General features: G+C 61.7%; 16 protein-coding genes. 7 read left to right on the forward strand and 9 right to left on the reverse strand.

The annotated features are described in order from the left end of the window. Positions 1 to 12 precede the first annotated feature (12 nt). The 4 genes from H1S03_RS03215 to H1S03_RS03230 form a co-directional block, all read right to left on the reverse strand. A complete protein-coding gene (locus tag H1S03_RS03215) occupies positions 13 to 1,116 on the reverse strand; it encodes an ABC transporter permease (protein ID WP_185803133.1) in 1,104 nt (367 codons plus the stop codon). A 3-nt stretch (positions 1,117 to 1,119) separates the two neighbouring features. Next, complete coding sequence (gene rbbA / locus H1S03_RS03220; RefSeq protein WP_185803134.1) at positions 1,120 to 3,861, reverse strand: ribosome-associated ATPase/putative transporter RbbA; 2,742 nt, start codon at positions 3,859 to 3,861, stop codon at positions 1,120 to 1,122. Next, complete coding sequence (locus tag H1S03_RS03225; protein WP_185803135.1) at positions 3,858 to 4,925, reverse strand: HlyD family secretion protein; 1,068 nt, start codon at positions 4,923 to 4,925, stop codon at positions 3,858 to 3,860. Before H1S03_RS03225 ends, rbbA begins: the two co-directional genes overlap by 4 nt. 96 nt (positions 4,926 to 5,021) lie before the next feature. Next, entirely contained in the window at positions 5,022 to 5,498 is a 477-nt protein-coding gene (locus H1S03_RS03230; protein WP_185803136.1) for an HdeD family acid-resistance protein, read from the reverse strand. Positions 5,499 to 5,884: 386 nt separating this feature from the next. Between H1S03_RS03230 and H1S03_RS03235 the strand changes: the two genes are divergently transcribed. The 4 genes from H1S03_RS03235 to H1S03_RS03250 all read left to right on the forward strand — a co-directional run bounded on the left by H1S03_RS03235 (position 5,885) and on the right by H1S03_RS03250 (position 8,713). After that, positions 5,885 to 6,814 carry a DnaJ C-terminal domain-containing protein gene (locus tag H1S03_RS03235; RefSeq protein ID WP_185803137.1) on the forward strand — a complete coding sequence of 310 codons (930 nt, stop codon included), beginning with the start codon at positions 5,885 to 5,887 and terminating at the stop codon, positions 6,812 to 6,814. A gap of 3 nt (positions 6,815 to 6,817) precedes the next feature. Continuing rightward, positions 6,818 to 7,117, forward strand: a complete 300-nt coding sequence (locus H1S03_RS03240; RefSeq protein WP_166192411.1) for a chaperone modulator CbpM — start codon at positions 6,818 to 6,820, stop codon at positions 7,115 to 7,117. A 3-nt stretch (positions 7,118 to 7,120) separates the two neighbouring features. Further along, complete coding sequence (locus tag H1S03_RS03245) at positions 7,121 to 7,843, forward strand: DUF5765 domain-containing protein (RefSeq protein WP_185803138.1); 723 nt, start codon at positions 7,121 to 7,123, stop codon at positions 7,841 to 7,843. 99 nt (positions 7,844 to 7,942) lie between these two features. Next, positions 7,943 to 8,713 (forward strand): SDR family NAD(P)-dependent oxidoreductase, encoded by a 771-nt coding sequence (locus H1S03_RS03250; protein ID WP_185803139.1) that lies wholly within the window; start codon positions 7,943 to 7,945, stop codon positions 8,711 to 8,713. Positions 8,714 to 8,793: 80 nt separating this feature from the next. Here the strand turns inward: H1S03_RS03250 and H1S03_RS03255 are convergent, their stop codons facing one another. After that, the gene (locus H1S03_RS03255; RefSeq protein ID WP_185803140.1) at positions 8,794 to 9,468 is read right to left on the reverse strand and encodes a helix-turn-helix domain-containing protein; all 675 of its coding nucleotides are present in this window, start codon (positions 9,466 to 9,468) and stop codon (positions 8,794 to 8,796) included. Between the two features lie 163 nt (positions 9,469 to 9,631). Between H1S03_RS03255 and H1S03_RS03260 the strand changes: the two genes are divergently transcribed. After that, positions 9,632 to 10,381, forward strand: a complete 750-nt coding sequence (locus H1S03_RS03260; RefSeq protein WP_185803141.1) for a response regulator — start codon at positions 9,632 to 9,634, stop codon at positions 10,379 to 10,381. On the opposite strand, the gene H1S03_RS03265 is transcribed toward H1S03_RS03260, so the two are convergent. From H1S03_RS03265 to H1S03_RS03280, 4 genes are all read right to left on the reverse strand, one after another. After that, a complete protein-coding gene (locus H1S03_RS03265) occupies positions 10,348 to 11,898 on the reverse strand; it encodes a PAS domain S-box protein (protein ID WP_185803142.1) in 1,551 nt (516 codons plus the stop codon). The two genes, H1S03_RS03260 and H1S03_RS03265, sit on opposite strands and share 34 nt — an antisense overlap. 42 nt (positions 11,899 to 11,940) lie before the next feature. Beyond that, entirely contained in the window at positions 11,941 to 13,092 is a 1,152-nt protein-coding gene (locus H1S03_RS03270) for a site-2 protease family protein (RefSeq protein WP_185803143.1), read from the reverse strand. Between the two features lie 67 nt (positions 13,093 to 13,159). Then, positions 13,160 to 13,876 (reverse strand): VIT1/CCC1 transporter family protein, encoded by a 717-nt coding sequence (locus H1S03_RS03275; RefSeq protein WP_185803144.1) that lies wholly within the window; start codon positions 13,874 to 13,876, stop codon positions 13,160 to 13,162. Between the two features lie 126 nt (positions 13,877 to 14,002). Beyond that, positions 14,003 to 15,190 carry a cation:proton antiporter domain-containing protein gene (locus H1S03_RS03280; RefSeq protein ID WP_185803145.1) on the reverse strand — a complete coding sequence of 396 codons (1,188 nt, stop codon included), beginning with the start codon at positions 15,188 to 15,190 and terminating at the stop codon, positions 14,003 to 14,005. 178 nt (positions 15,191 to 15,368) lie between these two features. On the opposite strand from H1S03_RS03280, the gene H1S03_RS03285 reads away from it, so the two are divergent. Both H1S03_RS03285 and H1S03_RS03290 read left to right on the forward strand, forming a co-directional pair. Continuing rightward, entirely contained in the window at positions 15,369 to 16,394 is a 1,026-nt protein-coding gene (locus H1S03_RS03285; RefSeq protein WP_185803146.1) for a BMP family lipoprotein, read from the forward strand. A 9-nt stretch (positions 16,395 to 16,403) separates the two neighbouring features. Beyond that, a complete protein-coding gene (locus tag H1S03_RS03290; RefSeq protein ID WP_185803147.1) occupies positions 16,404 to 17,915 on the forward strand; it encodes an ABC transporter ATP-binding protein in 1,512 nt (503 codons plus the stop codon). The last annotated feature ends 3 nt before the right edge of the window (positions 17,916 to 17,918 follow it).

Raw genomic sequence — 17,918 nt, forward strand, 5'->3', positions numbered from 1 at the left:
CGAACGCAGCGGCTACCGCAGGAAGCCGCGGAACCGGCGCAAGGCGAACGCGAACATTGCCGACCCGATGATCGCCAGTGCCAGCAATTGCGGCCAGACCACGGCAAGTCCCGCGCCCCGGAACAACACCGCCTGTGCCAGCGTGATGAAATGAGTGTTGGGTGCCGCCAGCATGACGTATTGCACCACCTCGGGCATGGATTCCCGTGGGGTCATTCCACCTGACAGGATCTCCAGCGGCAGCAGCACCAGTAGCAGCAGCATGGCGAATTGCGGCATCGAGCCGGAGATGGTGGCCAGGAGGATTCCCAGCGAGGTCGTGGCGAACAGATGCAGCGCCGCCCCCACCAGAAACAGCGTGATGGAGCCGGCCACAGGCACGCCCAGAACACCCTGCACCATGAAGGTCAGCGACAGCCCCGTTGCCAGCAGCACCACGCCGCCCATGCTGAGCACCTTGCTGGTCATGATCTCGACCGCGCTGACCGGCATGACCAGCAAGTGCTCGACGGTACCATGCTCCCGCTCCCGGATCAGGGCGGCCCCCGACAGGATGATCGACAGCATGGTCACGGCGCTGATCACTGCCGTCAATGCCCCGAACCATGCGGGATCCAGTGCGGGGTTGAAGCGGGCGCGCAGGGCCAGCTCGATCGGCACCGCAGCCTCCTGACCGGACCAGCCGGTGATTTCCTGATCGACGATCGCCTGAATATAGCCCGCGCCGGTAAAGGCCTGGCTGACCCGTGTCGCATCCACATTAAGCTGCAATTCGGGCCGTTCGCCCGCGACGAGGTCACCCTGAAAACCCGGCGGGATGACCAGCGAGAAGGTATCGATCCCCGCATCCATACGCGCGTCCATCCGGGCTATGTCAATCTGGTCAGGGGTCACGAAGTAGGGAGGCAGGAACCCATCCGATAGCCGCCGGGACAGGGGGGAGGCGTCCTCATCCACGATGCCGATTGTCGCGCGGTTCAGCGCCTCGGGCATGGCGGTGGCATGGGTGTAGATGTCCAGGGTAAAGGCATACAGCACCAGCGCCAGAAGCAGCGGATCGCGCAACAGCCCCCGAAATTCCTTGATCGCAAGGTGTAGCACATGCTTGGGACGCATCGCTCAGACCTCCTGCTTGCGCACGAAAAACGCACCGAGCGCCACAAGCACCGGCACCAGCAACAGCATCGGCGCAAAGGATCCAGCCAGATCGCCGAAGTCCAGCGCCTTGGCAAACACCCCGCGTGAGATGGTGACGAAATGGCTGGTCGGGAAAACCTCACCGATGACGCGGCCCATGCCCTCCAGCGAGGAAACCGGATCAATGATGCCGCCATATTGCGCCGCGGGGATCAGGGTGGCCAGCGCAGTGAAGAACAATGCCGTGACCTGACTGCGGGTGAAGGCCGAGATCAGCAGTCCCAGTCCCGTTGACAGGATGACATATACCAGAGCCCCCGCCGATAGCGCCAGAAGGCTGCCCTTGACCGGCACACCGAAGACGAACACCGCCAATGCCAGCAGCAACAGAAAGTTGAGAAAGCCCAGCACCACATACGGCACCTGTTTGCCCAGCAGGAATTCCAGCCGCTTGGCCGGGGTGACATACAGGTTCATGATGGAGCCTGTTTCCTTCTCCCGCGCGACGGACAGAACGGCGAGCATCGCCGGGATCAGCATCAGCAAAAGCGGGATCACGGCGGGCACCATGGCCGCCAGACTCTCCACATCCGGATTGTAGCGATAGCGCATTTGCAGGCTGTAGCTGCCGCTCACGGCATCGTCGCCATAGACTTGGCGCAGTTGATCGGTCAGCCAGTGAACGTGCATTCCCTGGATATAGCCCCGCACCGTATTCGCGCGCATTGGCATGGCGCCATCGAACCAGGCCGCGATCTGCACGGGGCGGCCCCGTTTGATATCGGCGGCAAAGCCCGGCGGAATCTCCAGCGCCAGACCGATTTCGCCCGCGCGCATTCGCCGGTCGATATCGGCATGATCGACCGCGGGGGGCTGCTCCTCGAAATAACGCGAACCGGCCAGATCGTTGACATAGGACTGGCTGGTAATGGTCTGATCGAAATCCAGAACCGCGAATTTGAGATCCTCGATATCCATCGAAATGCCGTAACCCAGCACGATCATAAGGATCACGCTGCCCACACTTGCAAGCGTCAGGCGGATCGGATCCCGGCGCAGCTCCAGCCATTCGCGCCATGAAAAACTCAGCAATCGGGCAAGGCTGAACCGTCCCCGCCGCGGGGATGAGACGGGTGCCCCTTCGGTGACCAGTTCCGCCTGATGCGTGGCCGCAGGTGTGCTGCTCTCGCTTTGCGCGCGTTCCAGGTGATGAATGAAAGCATCGTCCAGCGTCGCGGCCCCCGCACCCTCACGGATGGCTTCGGGCGTGTCGCTTACCAGCACGCGACCTTCGTGCATGAGCGAAATCCTGTCGCATCGCGCCGCCTCGGACATATAGTGGGTGGAGATGAAGATCGTCACGCCGTCATTCCGCGACAGGTCCACCAACGCCTGCCAGAAGATATCGCGCGCGACCGGATCGACACCCGAGGTCGGCTCATCCAGGATCAGCACCTCGGGCCGGTGGATCAGTGCCACGGCCAGCGACAGCCGCTGCCGGATCCCCAGCGGTAGCCGCAGCGGCAAGCTGTCGAGGACCCCCTCAAGATCGAACCGCTGCGCAAGCTCGTCGATCCGTGGCGCGATGCCGTCGTGCGCCATGTCGAACAGCCGGGCATGAAGGTCGAGGTTCTGGCGTACCGTCAGTTCGGAATAGAGCGAGAAGGATTGCGTCATGTAGCCAATGCGTTTGCGCGTGGCCATGTCACGGGCATCAACCGTTCGGCCGTCGATCCGCGTGGTTCCTTCGACAGGTTCGACAAGCCCCGTCAGAGCCTTCATCGTCGTCGTCTTGCCGCAGCCGTTTGAGCCGAGAAAACCGAATATCTCACCCTTCGCGATGCGAAAGCTCACATCCTTGACCGCTGCGAAATCCCCGAACCGGACGGTCAGGTTCTCCGCCTCGACAACGTAGCCGTCACTGTCTGAAAGGTTCAGTGGCGGGACGATCAGATCGTGGTGCCGGTCGCGCCTTTCCGGCGGAAGAAGTGCTATGAAAGCTTCCTCAAGGTTGGCGGTACCGGTGCGATCCATGATCTGGGCAGGGCTGCCGGTGGCCAGCACCTTGCCGTCATCCATGGCGACCAGATGATCGAATTGCGCGGCCTCCTCCAGATAGGCGCTCGCGACGATCACGCTCATGCCCGGACGCGTCGCGCGGATACGCGCGATCAGGGACCAGAATTCACGCCGCGACAAGGGATCGACCCCGGTTGTCGGTTCGTCCAGAATCAACAGGTCGGGATCGTGGATCAGCGCGCAGCACAGACCCAGCTTCTGTTTCATACCGCCAGAGAGCTTGGCCGCCGGGCGGTCGGCAAAGGGGGCCAGATCGGTCGCCTCCAGCAGATCGGCAATCCGTCTTTCGCGCTCCTGCCGGCTCTCACCGAAAAGCCTGCCGAAGAAGTCCACATTCTCCCGCACCGAGAGCGTCGGATAGAGATTGCGCCCCAGCCCCTGCGGCATATAGGCGATGCGCGGACAGACCCGGGCGCGATGCCGCGCGCGGCGCATGTCGCCCCCCAGCACGTCAAGCTGCCCGGCCTGCATCTTCCGCGCCCCGGCAATCAGCGCCAGAAGGCTGGATTTGCCCACCCCGTCCGGCCCGATCAGGCCGACGATGCAGCCCCCCGGCAGGTCAATCGAAACCGCATCGAGCGCGCGGACCTTGCCATAGAGAAGCGAAAGCTCCTCCGCCCGCACCACAGGCCCGGTGGCCGTCATTCCAGCACCCTGCCTTCAGCTTCCTCCGGCCAGGGCTGTGTGGGATCCAGTCGAACCCAGGCGACGCCGGGCAGTCCGGTCTTGATGTAATCCAAGTATTTTCCCAACAGCTCCGGCGCGATCCGGGCGCGGACCCGAAACATCAGCTTTTCGCGCTCGATCTCGGTCTCAACCGTTTTCGGGGTGAATTGCGCCACGTCCGAGACAAAGGAGATCTCGGCGGGAATGACGATGTCCGGTGCCGCATCCAGAATCAGGCGAACCTCGGTTCCCGGCCCGGTACGCCCTGCCGCCGCGGTTTGCAGGAAGAACGTCATGTAGACATCGTTGAGGTCGATCATGTTGATCACCCGCCCGCCGGCACCCATCACTTCACCCGCTTGGGCAACGATGTATTGCACCCGCCCCGGCCGGGGTGCCTTCAGCGTGCTGTCCTCGATCTGCACGTCGATCGCTTCTATCATTGCCGTGGCCGCCGTCACCGCCACTTCGGCCCCGACCACCGCTGCCTCGGCTGCGGAAACCCCGATCCGCGCCCCCGCGAGCATCGCCTCCGCCGAGGCGACTGCGGCCTCGGCGCCGAGCGCGTTCGACCTGTCGATATCAAGTTGCCGCTCGGACGCGACACTGTTGCCTGCCAGCGCCTCGGAACGGGCGAACTGGCGCTGGGCTGCATCAAGGGCCGATTGCTGCTGGGCCAGAACCGCTTCGGCGGCGCGCACTTCGGCCTCACGCTGCTGGATCGTCAGCCGGGCGCTCTCAACCGAAATCTCGGCGCGGAGCAGTTGCGCCTCCGCCTCATGGCGGTTGGCGGTCAACTGACGTGTGTCGAGCACGGCCAGCGGTTGGCCGGCTTCGACCAGTTCACCCTCTCGAACCAGGATCGTCTCAATCCGGCCGGGAAGTTTCGAGGCGACGTCGATCTCGACCGCTTCGACGCGTCCATTGCCATGGGCGAACCCCTCGGGAACCGTGCCGTTGCCGGTGTCCTGCCAGAACAGAAAACCCACCACGGCGCAGACCACGGCAATCGCGGTGTAGAGGAGATATCTGGGATTTTTCATGCTGGGCTCGATTGTTGTAAGGGGCCGGATTTGACCCTGCCTAATGGACCGAGCGATCGGGCGTTTGACATCCGTCAATCCGGGCGGGGCATAGCTTCAAACGACGTGCCGCGCCGAAATGGCAATCAAGACCATGGAGATGCCGGTGCTGACAAAATCGATGCCGAATAGCACGCCAAGGACGACCGCTGACGCCTCCGGCAGGGCCACGAGGACAAACGCACCCAATGCGATGCTGATCAAAGCCGAAGCCAGGATCCATCCCCACCCACGGGCCGGGCGCGCCCAGAACGCGAAGGAGGATTGCGCAGCACCTGTCAGCAGGAAAATGAGTCCCACCAGAACCGTCAGCGCGATCAGGCCTTGCGCGGGAAACACGATCAGAAGAGCCCCCGCCACCAGCGGCACGAGGCCCCCTGCAAGCTGCCAGCCAAAGAGGCCAGTTCCACGGAACGAGAATGACGAGGCAACGGCCACGACACCGCTTATGAACAAAAGCCAGCCAATCAGGATGCCAAGGATCAGCGAACTGACCACCGGCATGAGGAGCGCCCCGATGCCGAGCACAATCATCACGATCCCGATCCAGAACCAGATTTTCCGCAATCGCGCCAGGGTGATTGCGGGTTGAGATCTAGTGGAAGTAACTGCCATTTTAGCTCTTTGCCTCCGTGAAAAGCGGCGTGGTCGGCGCCGACATTGATACGACCGGGCTTCGGTGGCCAATGTCCGGTTCCCGCATTCTGATCGCTGTCTATCCGGTCGCGCAACGCGGCAATTGACGCTCATCAATTGGTGAACGCGAAACTGTTGCCAGGTGTCAGGGTGACAGTAATCTGGTCTGAGATGCTCGCGACCGTCATCAGGGGCAGCTGTGGCGGCGCGGAACTGACATTGATCAATGCGGAACGTGGTCGCCGTGATACCCTTGGTCAAACTGCAATCAAGACAGGTTCAGCATGGATTTCGAGGATTATTACAAGACGTTGGGCGTGGCGCGGGATGCGAGCCAGGACGATATCCGCAAGGCCTATCGCAAGCTTGCGCGGAAATTTCATCCCGACATCAACAAGGACGCCGATGCCGAGGCGCGTTTCAAGGCAGTGAACGAGGCGCATGAGGTTCTCAAGGATCCCGAACGGCGGGCGGCATATGACCAATTAGGGGCGGAGCCGCAGGGCGCGGGCCCGTTTCAACCGCCACCCGGTTGGGACAGCGGTTTCGAATTCACAGGTGCCGGCCCGCACGACAACGAGGGCTTCAGCGACTTTTTCGAGACCCTGTTCAGGCGCGGCGCGACCTCGCATGGTGATTTCAATGCGGGCCAGGGTCGTGACAGCCATGCGCGCATCACGATCGACATCGAGGATTCCTATCGCGGCGCGACCCGTGTTCTCCACCTGCGGATGCCGGTGGTTGACCGTTCCGGGCAGGTCTCGTTGGAGGACCGCAAGATCTCCGTCACCATTCCGAAGGGTATACGCGAAAGTCAGCATATCCGCCTGAAGGGGCAGGGCGGACCGGCGGCTGGCGGTGGTCAGGCTGGAGACCTCTTCCTTGAGGTCTCCTTCGCGGCGCATCCCACCTATCATGCCGAAGGGGCGGACCTTTACGTGACGCTGCCCGTCGCCCCGTGGGAGGCCGCGCTGGGTGGGCATGTGATAATGCCCACGCCCGGCGGCAAGGTTGATCTGCGCATCCCGAAAAACGCCCGCTCCGGCCAGAAACTCCGGCTGAAGGGCAAGGGCCTGCCGGGGCGGTCGCCGGGGGACATATTCGCCACGCTGAAGATCGTGAATCCCGACGTGTCCACAGATGAAGCGCGCGCATTGTTCGAACGGATGGCGAGGGAACTGCCCTTCGATCCGCGCGCCCAGATGAAAGGATAGGCCATGAAGAAGGCAACACCCGAGACGGAAATCCTCGACACCCTAACACTGGAAGACCTGTGCCGGTTTTGCCAGGCGGATGAAGCCTGGGTGATCGAATTGGTCGATGAGGGCGTTCTGGAACCCATGGGCGCCACGGTCCGGCGCTGGCGGTTCGAGGGCGTCAGCATCGCACGCGCCAAACGCGCACGCCGCCTGAACCGCGATCTGGGGATCAACACGGCCGGTATCGCGATGGTGCTGGACCTTCTGGATGAACGCGAGGCGATGATCCGCAGGCTTTCCCGATACGAAGGCGTCTAGGCGATGTGCTGGAGCGTGGAAGCCTCGGTCGCGATGGTAGGCTTCGGTTCGGTTGCGACCAGCCTTGCCTGGCACCGGGGGCAGCCCGCTGCGATCTGGGGCACACTTGGCTATTTTACGGCGATGGAGGCATTGCAGGTCGCAGGATACGGGGTGCTGGGCCAATGTGGAACGCCCCAGAACCGCGCCGTCACCTTGCTGTCCTATCTGCACATCGTGTTTCAGCCGATCGTGATCAATCTGTTCGTCCTGCAACTCGTCCCTGCGCAGGTCAGGCAGCGGGTGCAGGGCTGGGTTCTGGGGCTTGCGGGGGTTTCCGCGGCGGTCATGCTCTTGCAACTTGTCCCGGTGGAGGCTTTCGGGCGCTGCGTCCCGGGCCAACCGCTTTGCGCCGATCAACTGTGCACGGTTTCGGGCACGTGGCATATCGCGTGGGATATTCCTTATAACGGGCTGTTGGTGCCGCTTGAATCCGCGTTCGGCTTCGGCTCCGGCTTTCCGACCTATATGGTGGCTGTGTTCGTCCTGCCGCTGCTTTACGGGGCATGGCGTTTCGTTCTGTTGCACGTCTTTGCGGGGCCGGTGCTGTCCTGGATGCTGACCAGTGACCCGAACGAGATGCCGGCGGTCTGGTGCCTGTTCTCGATCATGATCCTTTGTGTGGGGTTGAGCCCCGCCCTGCGCCGGACCGTCTCTTCGCGCACATGGTGGGGCGTTCGGGTCTGATACGCGGTTAGCTCGCCCCGCCGGGCGTTGACATTCCTCAACAGGCGGGTGGGTGCGATGCTTCATGCTGACACCATCCAATCACTGCAGGAGGTCAGGATGGGTATCGTTGATGGTAAGGTCGCTCTTGTAACCGGTTCGGGCGCGGGAATCGGTCGTGCGACGGCGCTGAAGTTCGCGGAGCAGGGCGCAAAGGTCGTTGTCTGCGACATTGATCTGGCGGCGGCGGAAGAAACTGCCGACATGATCAGGAACGCGGGTGGAGAGGCCGCCAGTGTGGCCGCCGATGTGTCGGATCCCGAAGCGGTCGCTGCGTTGATCAAAGAGACTGTTGCCACGTTTGGCAGGCTCGACTGCGCGGTCAACAATGCGGGGATCGAAGGGCGGATCGCCCCGTTGCTCGATCAGAAGGTGGAGGATTTCGACCGGGTGATCGCGGTCAATCTGCGCGGTGGGTTCCTCTGCCTGCAGGCTGAAATACGGCAGATGCAGGAAAACGGCGGCGGGGCCATCGTCAATCTGGCATCCATAGCGGGCCTGGTGGGATTTGTTAACCTGTCACCCTATGTGGCGACCAAGCATGGCATGAACGGTCTGACCAAGAACGCCGCGCTGGAATACGGGAAAAGCGGAATTCGCGTGAATTCGGTCTGTCCCGGTGGGATCGACACCCGGATGCTCGATTCACTTTCCGAGCAAGCAACGGGGGGCGCGCAAACTGCCGACGAGATGATGAGCCCGCTGCACCCGATCGGCCGGATCGGAAAACCGCAAGAGGTGGCGGAACTGATCGTCTGGCTTTGCTCACCCGGCGCAAGTTTTGTGACCGGAGCCAACATCCCGGTAGACGGCGGTTTCGTCGCGCAATGAAGGGCGATGGCCAGGCTGCCTGTTGTGGTCGAACAGAACTGGCAGCCTGGCCACGTCAAAGGCGAGCAAGTCGTCGCGCCTCAGTCCTCGTCGCCCTGGGCAAGGGATGTCAGCGCCGTCGGTCGCAGGATGACGACCGTATGGATGTTCTCGATCTCGATGATCCCGCTCTTGCGCATCTGGGTCAGGGTGCGGCTGACGGTCTCGGTCGTCAGGCCCAGGAAATCGGCGATGTCGGCGCGGCGCATCGGCAGATCCACCTTGCCGATGCCATTCTCATAGCGCCCGACCCGACCTGCCAGCACGTTGAGGAAGGACGCGACCTTTTCGACGGCCGATTTGCGACCCAGCATCATGAAGTGATCCTGCATGGCGCTGATTTCGCTCAAGGCGGCCTGCAAAAGCTCGCCGTGCAACTCGATATCGCTCTCACCGTTTTCAAGCAGGCTTTTGCGATAGGGTTGCAGACACGTGTCGACCAGCGCGTCGCAATCGGTGTGGTGACAGCCTGCGGCGGGAAAGCCCACGACATCGCCGGGATAGCCGAACGCGATGACCTGACGGCGGCCATTCTCCAAAAGACGCGTCAGGCGCAGAACCCCCGAGGTTACCTGATAAAGCCAGGTCACCTCATCCCCTTCGTAGAACAGATAGGCACCTGCCTTTATCTGCGCTTCGCGAGCGCTAAGGCAGGGTCTGGAGATACTGGGCACCGCGGTGCGGCTCTGATAATCGGCGGATAGCGTGACATACATCTTGTGGCCCCCATTTTCCATTTGGGTGTCAACATGCGTGCGCGGCGTAACTCTATTCGCGTTGAAGTTGTCTGAAAGTGTATCTTTTTGTATGAAGATGATCGAAGCGTGGCCCGGATGCTGCGCTTCTGAAGCATAAAACAGGCAGGATCAGGGGGTTGCGATGCGAAAAGCATCCATTCTCGTCATTGAAGACGAGGCAAAGATCAGGACCCTCCTGCGCAATGTGCTGGAAAGCGACGGGTATGAGGTCATCGAATCGCAATCCGGCGATGGCGTGATCGACCTGCTGGCCTCCCGCCCGATCGCCCTGATCACCCTCGACATCCAGCTGGGCCGCGAGAACGGTCTGGATCTGGTCCGACAGATCCGGCGCGTCTCCTCCGTGCCGATCATCATGGTGACGGGTCAGGACGACGTCATCGACCGCGTCGTCGGGTTGGAGATCGGGGCCGATGATTACATCACGAAACCGTTCCATGTCCGCGAGGTGATCGCCCGGGTCCGCAGCGTTTTGCGCAGGACAGGGGGGACACCCGACACGCATCGCGACAGCGATGAGAGCGAACGCTACCTGTTCGACGGATTGACCGCCGTGCCCGACCGGCTGGAGATCATCGACCGTGAGGGCAATGACAGTTCACTGACAAGCGGCGATTTCAAACTGCTTACTGTCTTTCTGGAACGTCCCAAGCGTGTCTTGTCGCGCGATCAGCTGATGGATCTGACCGGCGGTCAGGACTGGAGCCCGCTCGACCGGACCATCGACAACCAGGTCGCGCGCCTGCGCAAGAAGATCGAGCGCAGACCGTCAGAGCCGGGCCTGATCAAGACCGTGCGCGGTGTCGGCTACACACTGGCCTGCGAGGTCGAAGTGGTTCATCCCTCAGGATCATCGACCAAGAGCGCCTGAAGCCGTGCCACCAGATCGGACTGGCGATAGGGCTTGTGCAGCACGTCGTGATTTTCCCCCACGGCCCCTCGCGCGGCGACGATATCGCTGGCATAGCCCGACGTCAGAAGAACCTTGAGATGCGGAAACTCCACCGCCACCTGCGCGGCAAGCTCATAGCCGCTGAGGCTGCCGGGCATGATCAGATCGGAAAATACGATGTCGATCTGGATACCGGACCGAAGCAAGGCGAGCGCTTCGTCCCCGTTGACCGCTTCGGCAACCTCGAACCCCAGATCGCGAAGGCGCGTCACCGACAGCCTGCGCACATTGGGGTTGTCCTCGACCACCAGCACCTTTCGCCCCTTGCCGAAAGGCGCCTGTGCAGCGTACCGCCCGGTATGCGACCTTTCCGCTGATGCGCTTTTTTCGGAAAGGGACGGGAAATAGAGGCCGAAACTCGTGCCCAGCCCCTCCTCGCTGTAAAGGGTGATGTGCCCGCCTGTCTGGCGCACGAAGCCATAGACCATCGACAGGCCAAGTCCGTTTCCGCCGCTGTCCGATTTCGTGGTGAAGAATGGCTCAAAGGCGTGTTTCTGTGCTTCGGGTGTCATGCCCGCGCCGTTATCGCTGACCGACAGCCGCACGTAGTGACCCGGCTCGACGTCGATTTCCTGCGCCATATAGGTGTCGTCAATGGTGACATCCGCGATGGAGATGAGCAATTCGCCCTTGCCATCCATCGAGTCGCGGGCATTCAGGGCAAGGTTCATCAGGGCCGATTGAAGCTGCACCGGATCGACGAGAACCAGGCTGATATCTGGCGCATATTCCGTCCTGATCCCGATCTGCGCGCCGAGTGTGCGTTTCAAGATGACAAGCGTGGAATCGCACAGCTTGCGCAGGTCCGACTTCACCGGTTTCAGGTTGCTGCGCCGCGCGAAGATCATCAGCCGTGATGTCAGGTCAGCGCCCAGCTCCGCTGCCTCCAGCGCATCGCGGATCAGGGCGTCCTGCGCATCGTCGGGGGCGCGCGCGTCGAGCAATTCCAGATTGCCCATGATGACCGTCAGCAGGTTGTTGAAATCATGCGCGATACCGCCCGTCATCCGGCCGATCGCGTCGAGGCGCTGTGACCGGGCCAGCGCGGCCTCGGTCTGGGCGCGCTTCGTCAGATCGTGCAGGATGCCGACGAACATCAGCCTGCCGTCCACCTCGGCGCGCCCGACCGACAGATGCAGCGGGAAGACGGTGCCGTCGCTGTGCAGGCCTTCGACTTCACGCCCGATGCCGATGATACGTTTTTCGCCGGTCTCGATGTGGTGCTGGATGAAGCCGTCGTGTTTGATTGCCAAGGCTTCGGGCATCAGCATGCTCACGTTTTTGCCGATCATGTCGTCGGTCGCGTGGCCGAACATCGCGCCGGCCGCCGGATTGGCGCGCATGATGATCCCATGCCGATCCGACAGGATGATCGCGTCCACGGCCGCTTCGAGAACGGCGTGAAGAAGTGCCTTGCCTGTAACCGCGCTTTCCATAGCACCCCGCAATTTATGCGTAGTCTTGGGGAAAACTGAGGGTCAAGGCAAGGATGATGAGCGTGTTCGTGCCACCACGAGGTCCGAAAGCTCCAGATGCCGGACGATATCCGAGAGGGAGATGAGGCCAAGAAGGCTGTGTCCGTCGACCACCAGAAACTTGCGCTGACCGGTCTTCGCGATGGATTTCATCAGGTCCTCCACCGGCGTGTCGGGCGGGATGGTCGGCGTTTCGTCCAATCCCGCGAAAACATCACCGACGCGGGTGCTGGACCAATGCTCCCGGTCAATCTTCAAAAGGATCGCACGGTCGATATGCCCCAGAAGGATGTCATCCTCGACGACGGGAACAAAGCTGAGACCGTGGCGCAGCACGACCTGATCGACGAGGTCCGACAGCCTGCGATCCGGCCCGACCGTGATCGGTTCGCGCCGCATCAGATCGCTGACCGTGCGGCCTGAGAAGGCCACGCGCGTGATTTGTTCCTGATAGGCGGACCGCGCGGCGACCAGCAGGAAACCACCGATCATGATCTGCCAGATCGCGCTGATCACCGCACCCTGGAACAGCGCCAGAAGCCCAAGACCCATCAGAACATAGGCAAAGGCGACCCCGGCCTTCGTGGCCGTCCCCGTCGCGCGCTGGATGTCGCCACTGCGGTGCCACAGCCATGCCCGCAGGATGCGTCCGCCATCGAGCGGGAAGGCAGGCACCAGATTGAACAGCGCCAGAATCAGATTGATCGTGGCAAGGTAGGACAACACAACCACTGCCGCCGCAGGACTGTCGGCAAGTTGGGCAATCAGGCTCAGTGCCCAGAACCCGAATGCGAGGGCAACGCTCATGACCGGTCCGGCGATAGCGACCCAAAACTCCTCCATCGCAACGCGTGGTTCGCTTTCCAGTTCGGCCACGCCACCGAACAGGAACAAGGTGATGCCGCCGATTTTCAGGCCGTAGCGCCTCGCAATGACGGAATGGGCAAGTTCGTGCAGCAGCAGAGACGCAAAGAACAGGATCATCGCGACGATCGCCATGATAAAGTAGATGCCCGGACTTTCCCCCGGCAAGGTGTGGGGGAAATAGTTCTGTCCCAGGCTCCACGTGATGATTGCAGCTATGATCAGCCAGCTTGGATCGAGCTTTATATCGAAACCAGCGATTGAGAAAAGTTTCACCGCGTTCGTGAACATCTGCGACCCCGTTTATCCCAAAGAATTGCACGGCTCCGATCCGCGGGTTTGATATTGGTCAAAACGGTCAGCCGGTTTGAAACAGCGATCCGACGAAAAAGGCGATTATGGCGGCAACGGCCCCGATAAACAGCGTTTCAAGACCCGAAACCCACCAAGGCGACAGCGACCACCTGCTTTTACCGGTGCCGATCAAGAAAAACGTGATGAGCGTCGCGGCAATGGAAATCTGGAAAGCACTTTCCAGCCCCAGAATGAACGGCAGGAGCGGGATCGCACCGGCGGCAAGGAACGCGCCGAATGTGGCCAGGGCGGCCCGCAGGGGATCGGGCTCTTCGCGCGGCAATCCGTATTCATCGGTCAGCATAAGTCCGATCCACTTTTCCTGCTTTTGCGAAATCGCATCGACAGCCCCTGTCAGAACGTCCCCCTCAAGGCCACGCCGCGCGAGGATTTGGCGCAGTTCCTCCAACTCACCGTCGCGATGGAAGGCTATGTGCTGCTTTTCGATCTCGATGATGCGATTGCGGTCGTCGAGTTCGGCCTTGGTCCCGGAATAATTGCTGGCGGCCATGGAAAAACCGTCGGCCAGGATGTTGGCAGCACCCAGAGCCAGGATGACCCCATGGGACAGCCCGGCCCCCTCGACGCCTGCGACGATGGCGAATGTGGTAACCGTGCCGTCGATGGCCCCATAAATCAGGTCCTTGAGGTTGCCCCCACGCCCGCCCGTCGCCAGACGGTCGGCAATTTCATCTGGGCTGTGACCGTGTTCTTTCGCCATGGGTTCTGTCTAACCTCCGAAAATGTCTTGGCTTTGAGCCAGATCAAGCGGGCCCATCCGATACTGCACATTCAAGCCGATGCAGTTTGCGGAAACAACTCCGGCACGCGACGGCTTGGGGGGCGATCAAGTTTTCCGCACCTTGCTATCGGTGTCGTCGCCGGGGGTCGCGGTGCGGCGGATGGCCCAGAGTGTCAGGACCGGGCCTGCAAGCTCGAACGCAATGGTCGTGCCAATGGTCAGCGCGATGATCCGGTCGGCCAGCTCCGGAAATGCCTGCGCGGCAATCAAGGCCATGCCGACCGCGACGCCCGCCTGCGGCAGCAGGGCTACGCCGTAGAGGCGCCGTTCACGCGGGGGGGCGTTTCCGATCAAGGCGCCAATCCACCCGCCGCCAATGCGGGCCAGCACGCGCAGCACGATATATGCCAATCCGAGGAATCCGACCTGCCGCAATGCTTCGAATTCTAGCGACGCCCCCGCCAACAGGAAGAAAAGCACCATGAAGGGCCACTGAATATGTTCGATTTCATGAAAGGCCCGGTCGTGATGTGTTGCAAAGTTCACGATAACCGCCCCCGCCGTCATTCCCGCCAAGAGGAAGGAAACCTCCAGCCAGAGCGCCAGACCCGCCGTCAGGAAAACCAGCGCGAGTGCCTCGACCTCGATCGGCTCCCCCGCGCTGATGCGCCCGGTCAGCGCCGCACCGGGCGCACCGATGGCAAGGCCCAATAGCATAGCACCCCCTATTTCGCGCATGACGGACAGATCATGCAGGCCCGGTGTCGTCGCCGCGATCGAATGCGCATAGCTCAGACACAGGCTGAACGCCAGCAAACCCCAGGCATCATCGACGGCCACGACGCCTTTCAAAGTACGGGTGAAACCATTGTCGATGTTCGATTGGCGGATGACGTCGGTCGTTGCCGCCGGTGCGGTGGCAGAGGCGATACCGCCCAGCACGACAGCCAATCCCGGTTCGACGCCCAGTGCGATCAGACCGAAAGACACGGCAACGATGGTGGTGAGAACAATCGCGATGGAAACGCTCAGAATCCGACGCCCCGTTTGCCTGAGATCCGCCACTTTCAGCGATCCGCCCAGCAGAAAGGCCACGAATGTCAGGGCCGTGACGGAAAGGTATTCGTAGGCGTCTGAAAATGCGTCGGGAATCCACTCCATCTGCCCTGCAACCAGCCCGCAAAGCAATAGCAAGGTGACCCGGGGCACCCATGTCCGACGCCCGATCTGGTCAGCGGCCAATCCCACGACGAACATACCGCCCAGCGTCAGAAGCACTGTTTCGATTTCCACGATCTCACCTGTTCTATCAAATCCACGCTCTTGCATGTTGATGGAATGCGCGGGGCGCGATGCCTTGACGAATATCAATCGGCGACCGGGCGATCAGGCTATCCCGTTCGTGTTCAACCGGCCTTGAACAGTGGGTTGGCAATCAAGGATGGAGGCAACCATGAAAGGATGCGGGAAGATGAGAGTGCTTTTTCGGAAAGACTTGATGGTCTGTGGCGCGCTGATCGCCACGACGCTCGCCAGCCCGGCGCTTGCCTTCACCGCGTGTCAGGTCACAGATACCGGCGGCATCGACGATAACAGTTTCAACCAGACCGCCTGGAAGGGTGTGCTGGACGCCAGCGAGACTCTCGGGATCGAAGGCCGTTTCCTCGAATCCCAGGCCGAGACAGACTATGACGCCAACATAAATTCGCTGGTTGATGGCGATTGCGACATCATCATCACGGTTGGCTTCCTCCTAGGGGACGCGACCGAAAAGGCGGCAATTGCCAATCCGGATCAGCCGTTTTCCATTGTGGATTTTTCATATGATCCGCCAATCGACAACGTGCTGGGGCAGGTCTATGCCACGGATCAGGCGGCGTTTCTGGCAGGCTATCTGGCCGCCGGCATGAGCAAGACGAAAATCCTTGGCACATTCGGCGGCATCAACATCCCGCCGGTGACGATTTTCATGGATGGGTTCGTTCAGGGCGTCGATCACTGGAATTCGGTCAAGAACGACGGCGTTACCGTGCTCGGCTGGAACATAGACACCCGCGAAGGGCTGTTCACCAACAATTTCGACAACCTCGATGACGGGCGGGCCTTTGCCCAGAACTTGTATGATGAGGGCGCCGATATCGTGCTGCCTGTCGCGGGCCCGGTCGGCCTCGGCTCCGCCACGCTGGCCGATGAGCTTGGTGTCGAGAAGCTGATGATCATCGGCGTGGATGCCGACCTCTACTTCACCGATACCGAGCGGCAGCACGTCTATCTGACGTCGATCACCAAACGTATGGATGCCACCGTCGCTGACGTGATCGAAACCACGATGAATGGCGATTTCCACGGGGGGGTGCTGGTCGGCGGCCTGGAAAACGGCGGCGTCGGTCTGGCCCCGTTCCACGACATGGAGGCCATGGTGCCGGACACGTTGAAGGCCGAGCTTGAGGCCCTGCGCGCAGACATCATCGCCGGCACCATATCCGTGTCGGATTAGGATGCTGACATGCGGGTGGAGTTGAAGAATATCACCAAGCGGTTCGGTCCGGTCGTCGCCAACAAGGGTGTCGATCTGACCATTGAGCCGGGCGAGGTACTGGGCCTGCTGGGGGAAAACGGTGCAGGCAAATCGACGCTGATGAACGTTCTGTGCGGTCTTTACGAACCGACGGAAGGTGAGATCCTGATTGACGGTCGCCCCGTGACCTTCGCGGGTCCGGGCGATGCGATCCGTGCGGGCATCGGCATGGTGCATCAACATTTCATGCTGGTCCCGGTCTTTACCGTGACCGAAAATGTCATCCTGGGCATCGAACCTGTCGGCCAGCTCGATCACCTCGACCTGAAGACGGCGCGGGCCGAGGTGGAGAGGTTGAGCACGCAATACGGCCTTACGGTCGATCCGGATGCCACGATCGAGACGCTTCCGGTTGGCGTGCAACAACGGGTGGAGATCATCAAGGTCCTGATCCGGGAAGCGGACGTCCTGATCCTGGACGAGCCGACGGCGGTTCTGACGCCGCAGGAGGTCGATGAGTTCTTTCAGATCGTTCGTTCGCTCTGCGATGCGGGCAAGGCTATCGTCTTCATCACACATAAGCTGAACGAAATCCTGGAGGTATCCGACCGGATCGCCGTCATCCGGCGGGGGGAGATCGTGGGCAGCGGCGATCCGAAGAAACTGACCCGCCCGGAACTGGCGGAAATGATGGTGGGACATCCGGTCGATCTCGACGTGGCCCGCGCGCCCTTCGCGCCCGGTGAAGTCATCCTCGACATTCAGGGACTGACCATATTGCGTCCCGATGGGGCCGTGGCGGTCGATGATCTGACGCTTCAGGTGCATAGTGGTGAGGTCGTGGGCATCGCGGGGGTTCAGGGGAACGGGCAATCCGCGCTGATCGAGGCGCTCGCCGGATTGCGCCGCCCGGTCGCCGGACGGGTAGGGTTCGACGGCACAGACATCACGAATGCTTCGCCGCGTGCACGGCACCGGATGGGGATCGCGCATATCCCCGAGGATCGCCAGCGCGCCGGGCTGATCGGAAACTTTTCCGTGGCCGAGAACATGGTGCTGGACAGCTATTATGGCCCCCCCTTCGCGAAGGGTCCGGGTATCGACTGGCACCGTGTTCACGAGGATGCCGCAGCCGTGGCCAGGGAATATGACGTGCGCACCCCGTCTGTGCGGTCCGCCGCCGCGCATCTGTCGGGGGGCAATCAGCAAAAGCTGGTCGTGGCCCGGGAACTGTCGCGCGATACGCGGCTGGTCATTGCGGGGCAGCCTACGCGGGGGCTCGATGTCGGCTCCATCGCCTTTATCCATGAACGCCTGATCGCCGCGCGCGACGAAGGCGACGGCGTGTTGATCGTGTCGTCCGAGCTGGACGAGATCATGGCGTTGTCCGACCGCATTCTGGTGATGTTCAAGGGCCGCGTCGTGGCTGAATACACGCCGCATGAGGCTCCGGTCGATAAGGGAACGATCGGTTTGGCAATGGCGGGGGCGGCGACATGAGCG

The sequence above is a fragment of the Pontivivens nitratireducens genome, assembly GCF_014235845.1.
Lineage (GTDB): Bacteria > Pseudomonadota > Alphaproteobacteria > Rhodobacterales > Rhodobacteraceae > Pontivivens > Pontivivens nitratireducens.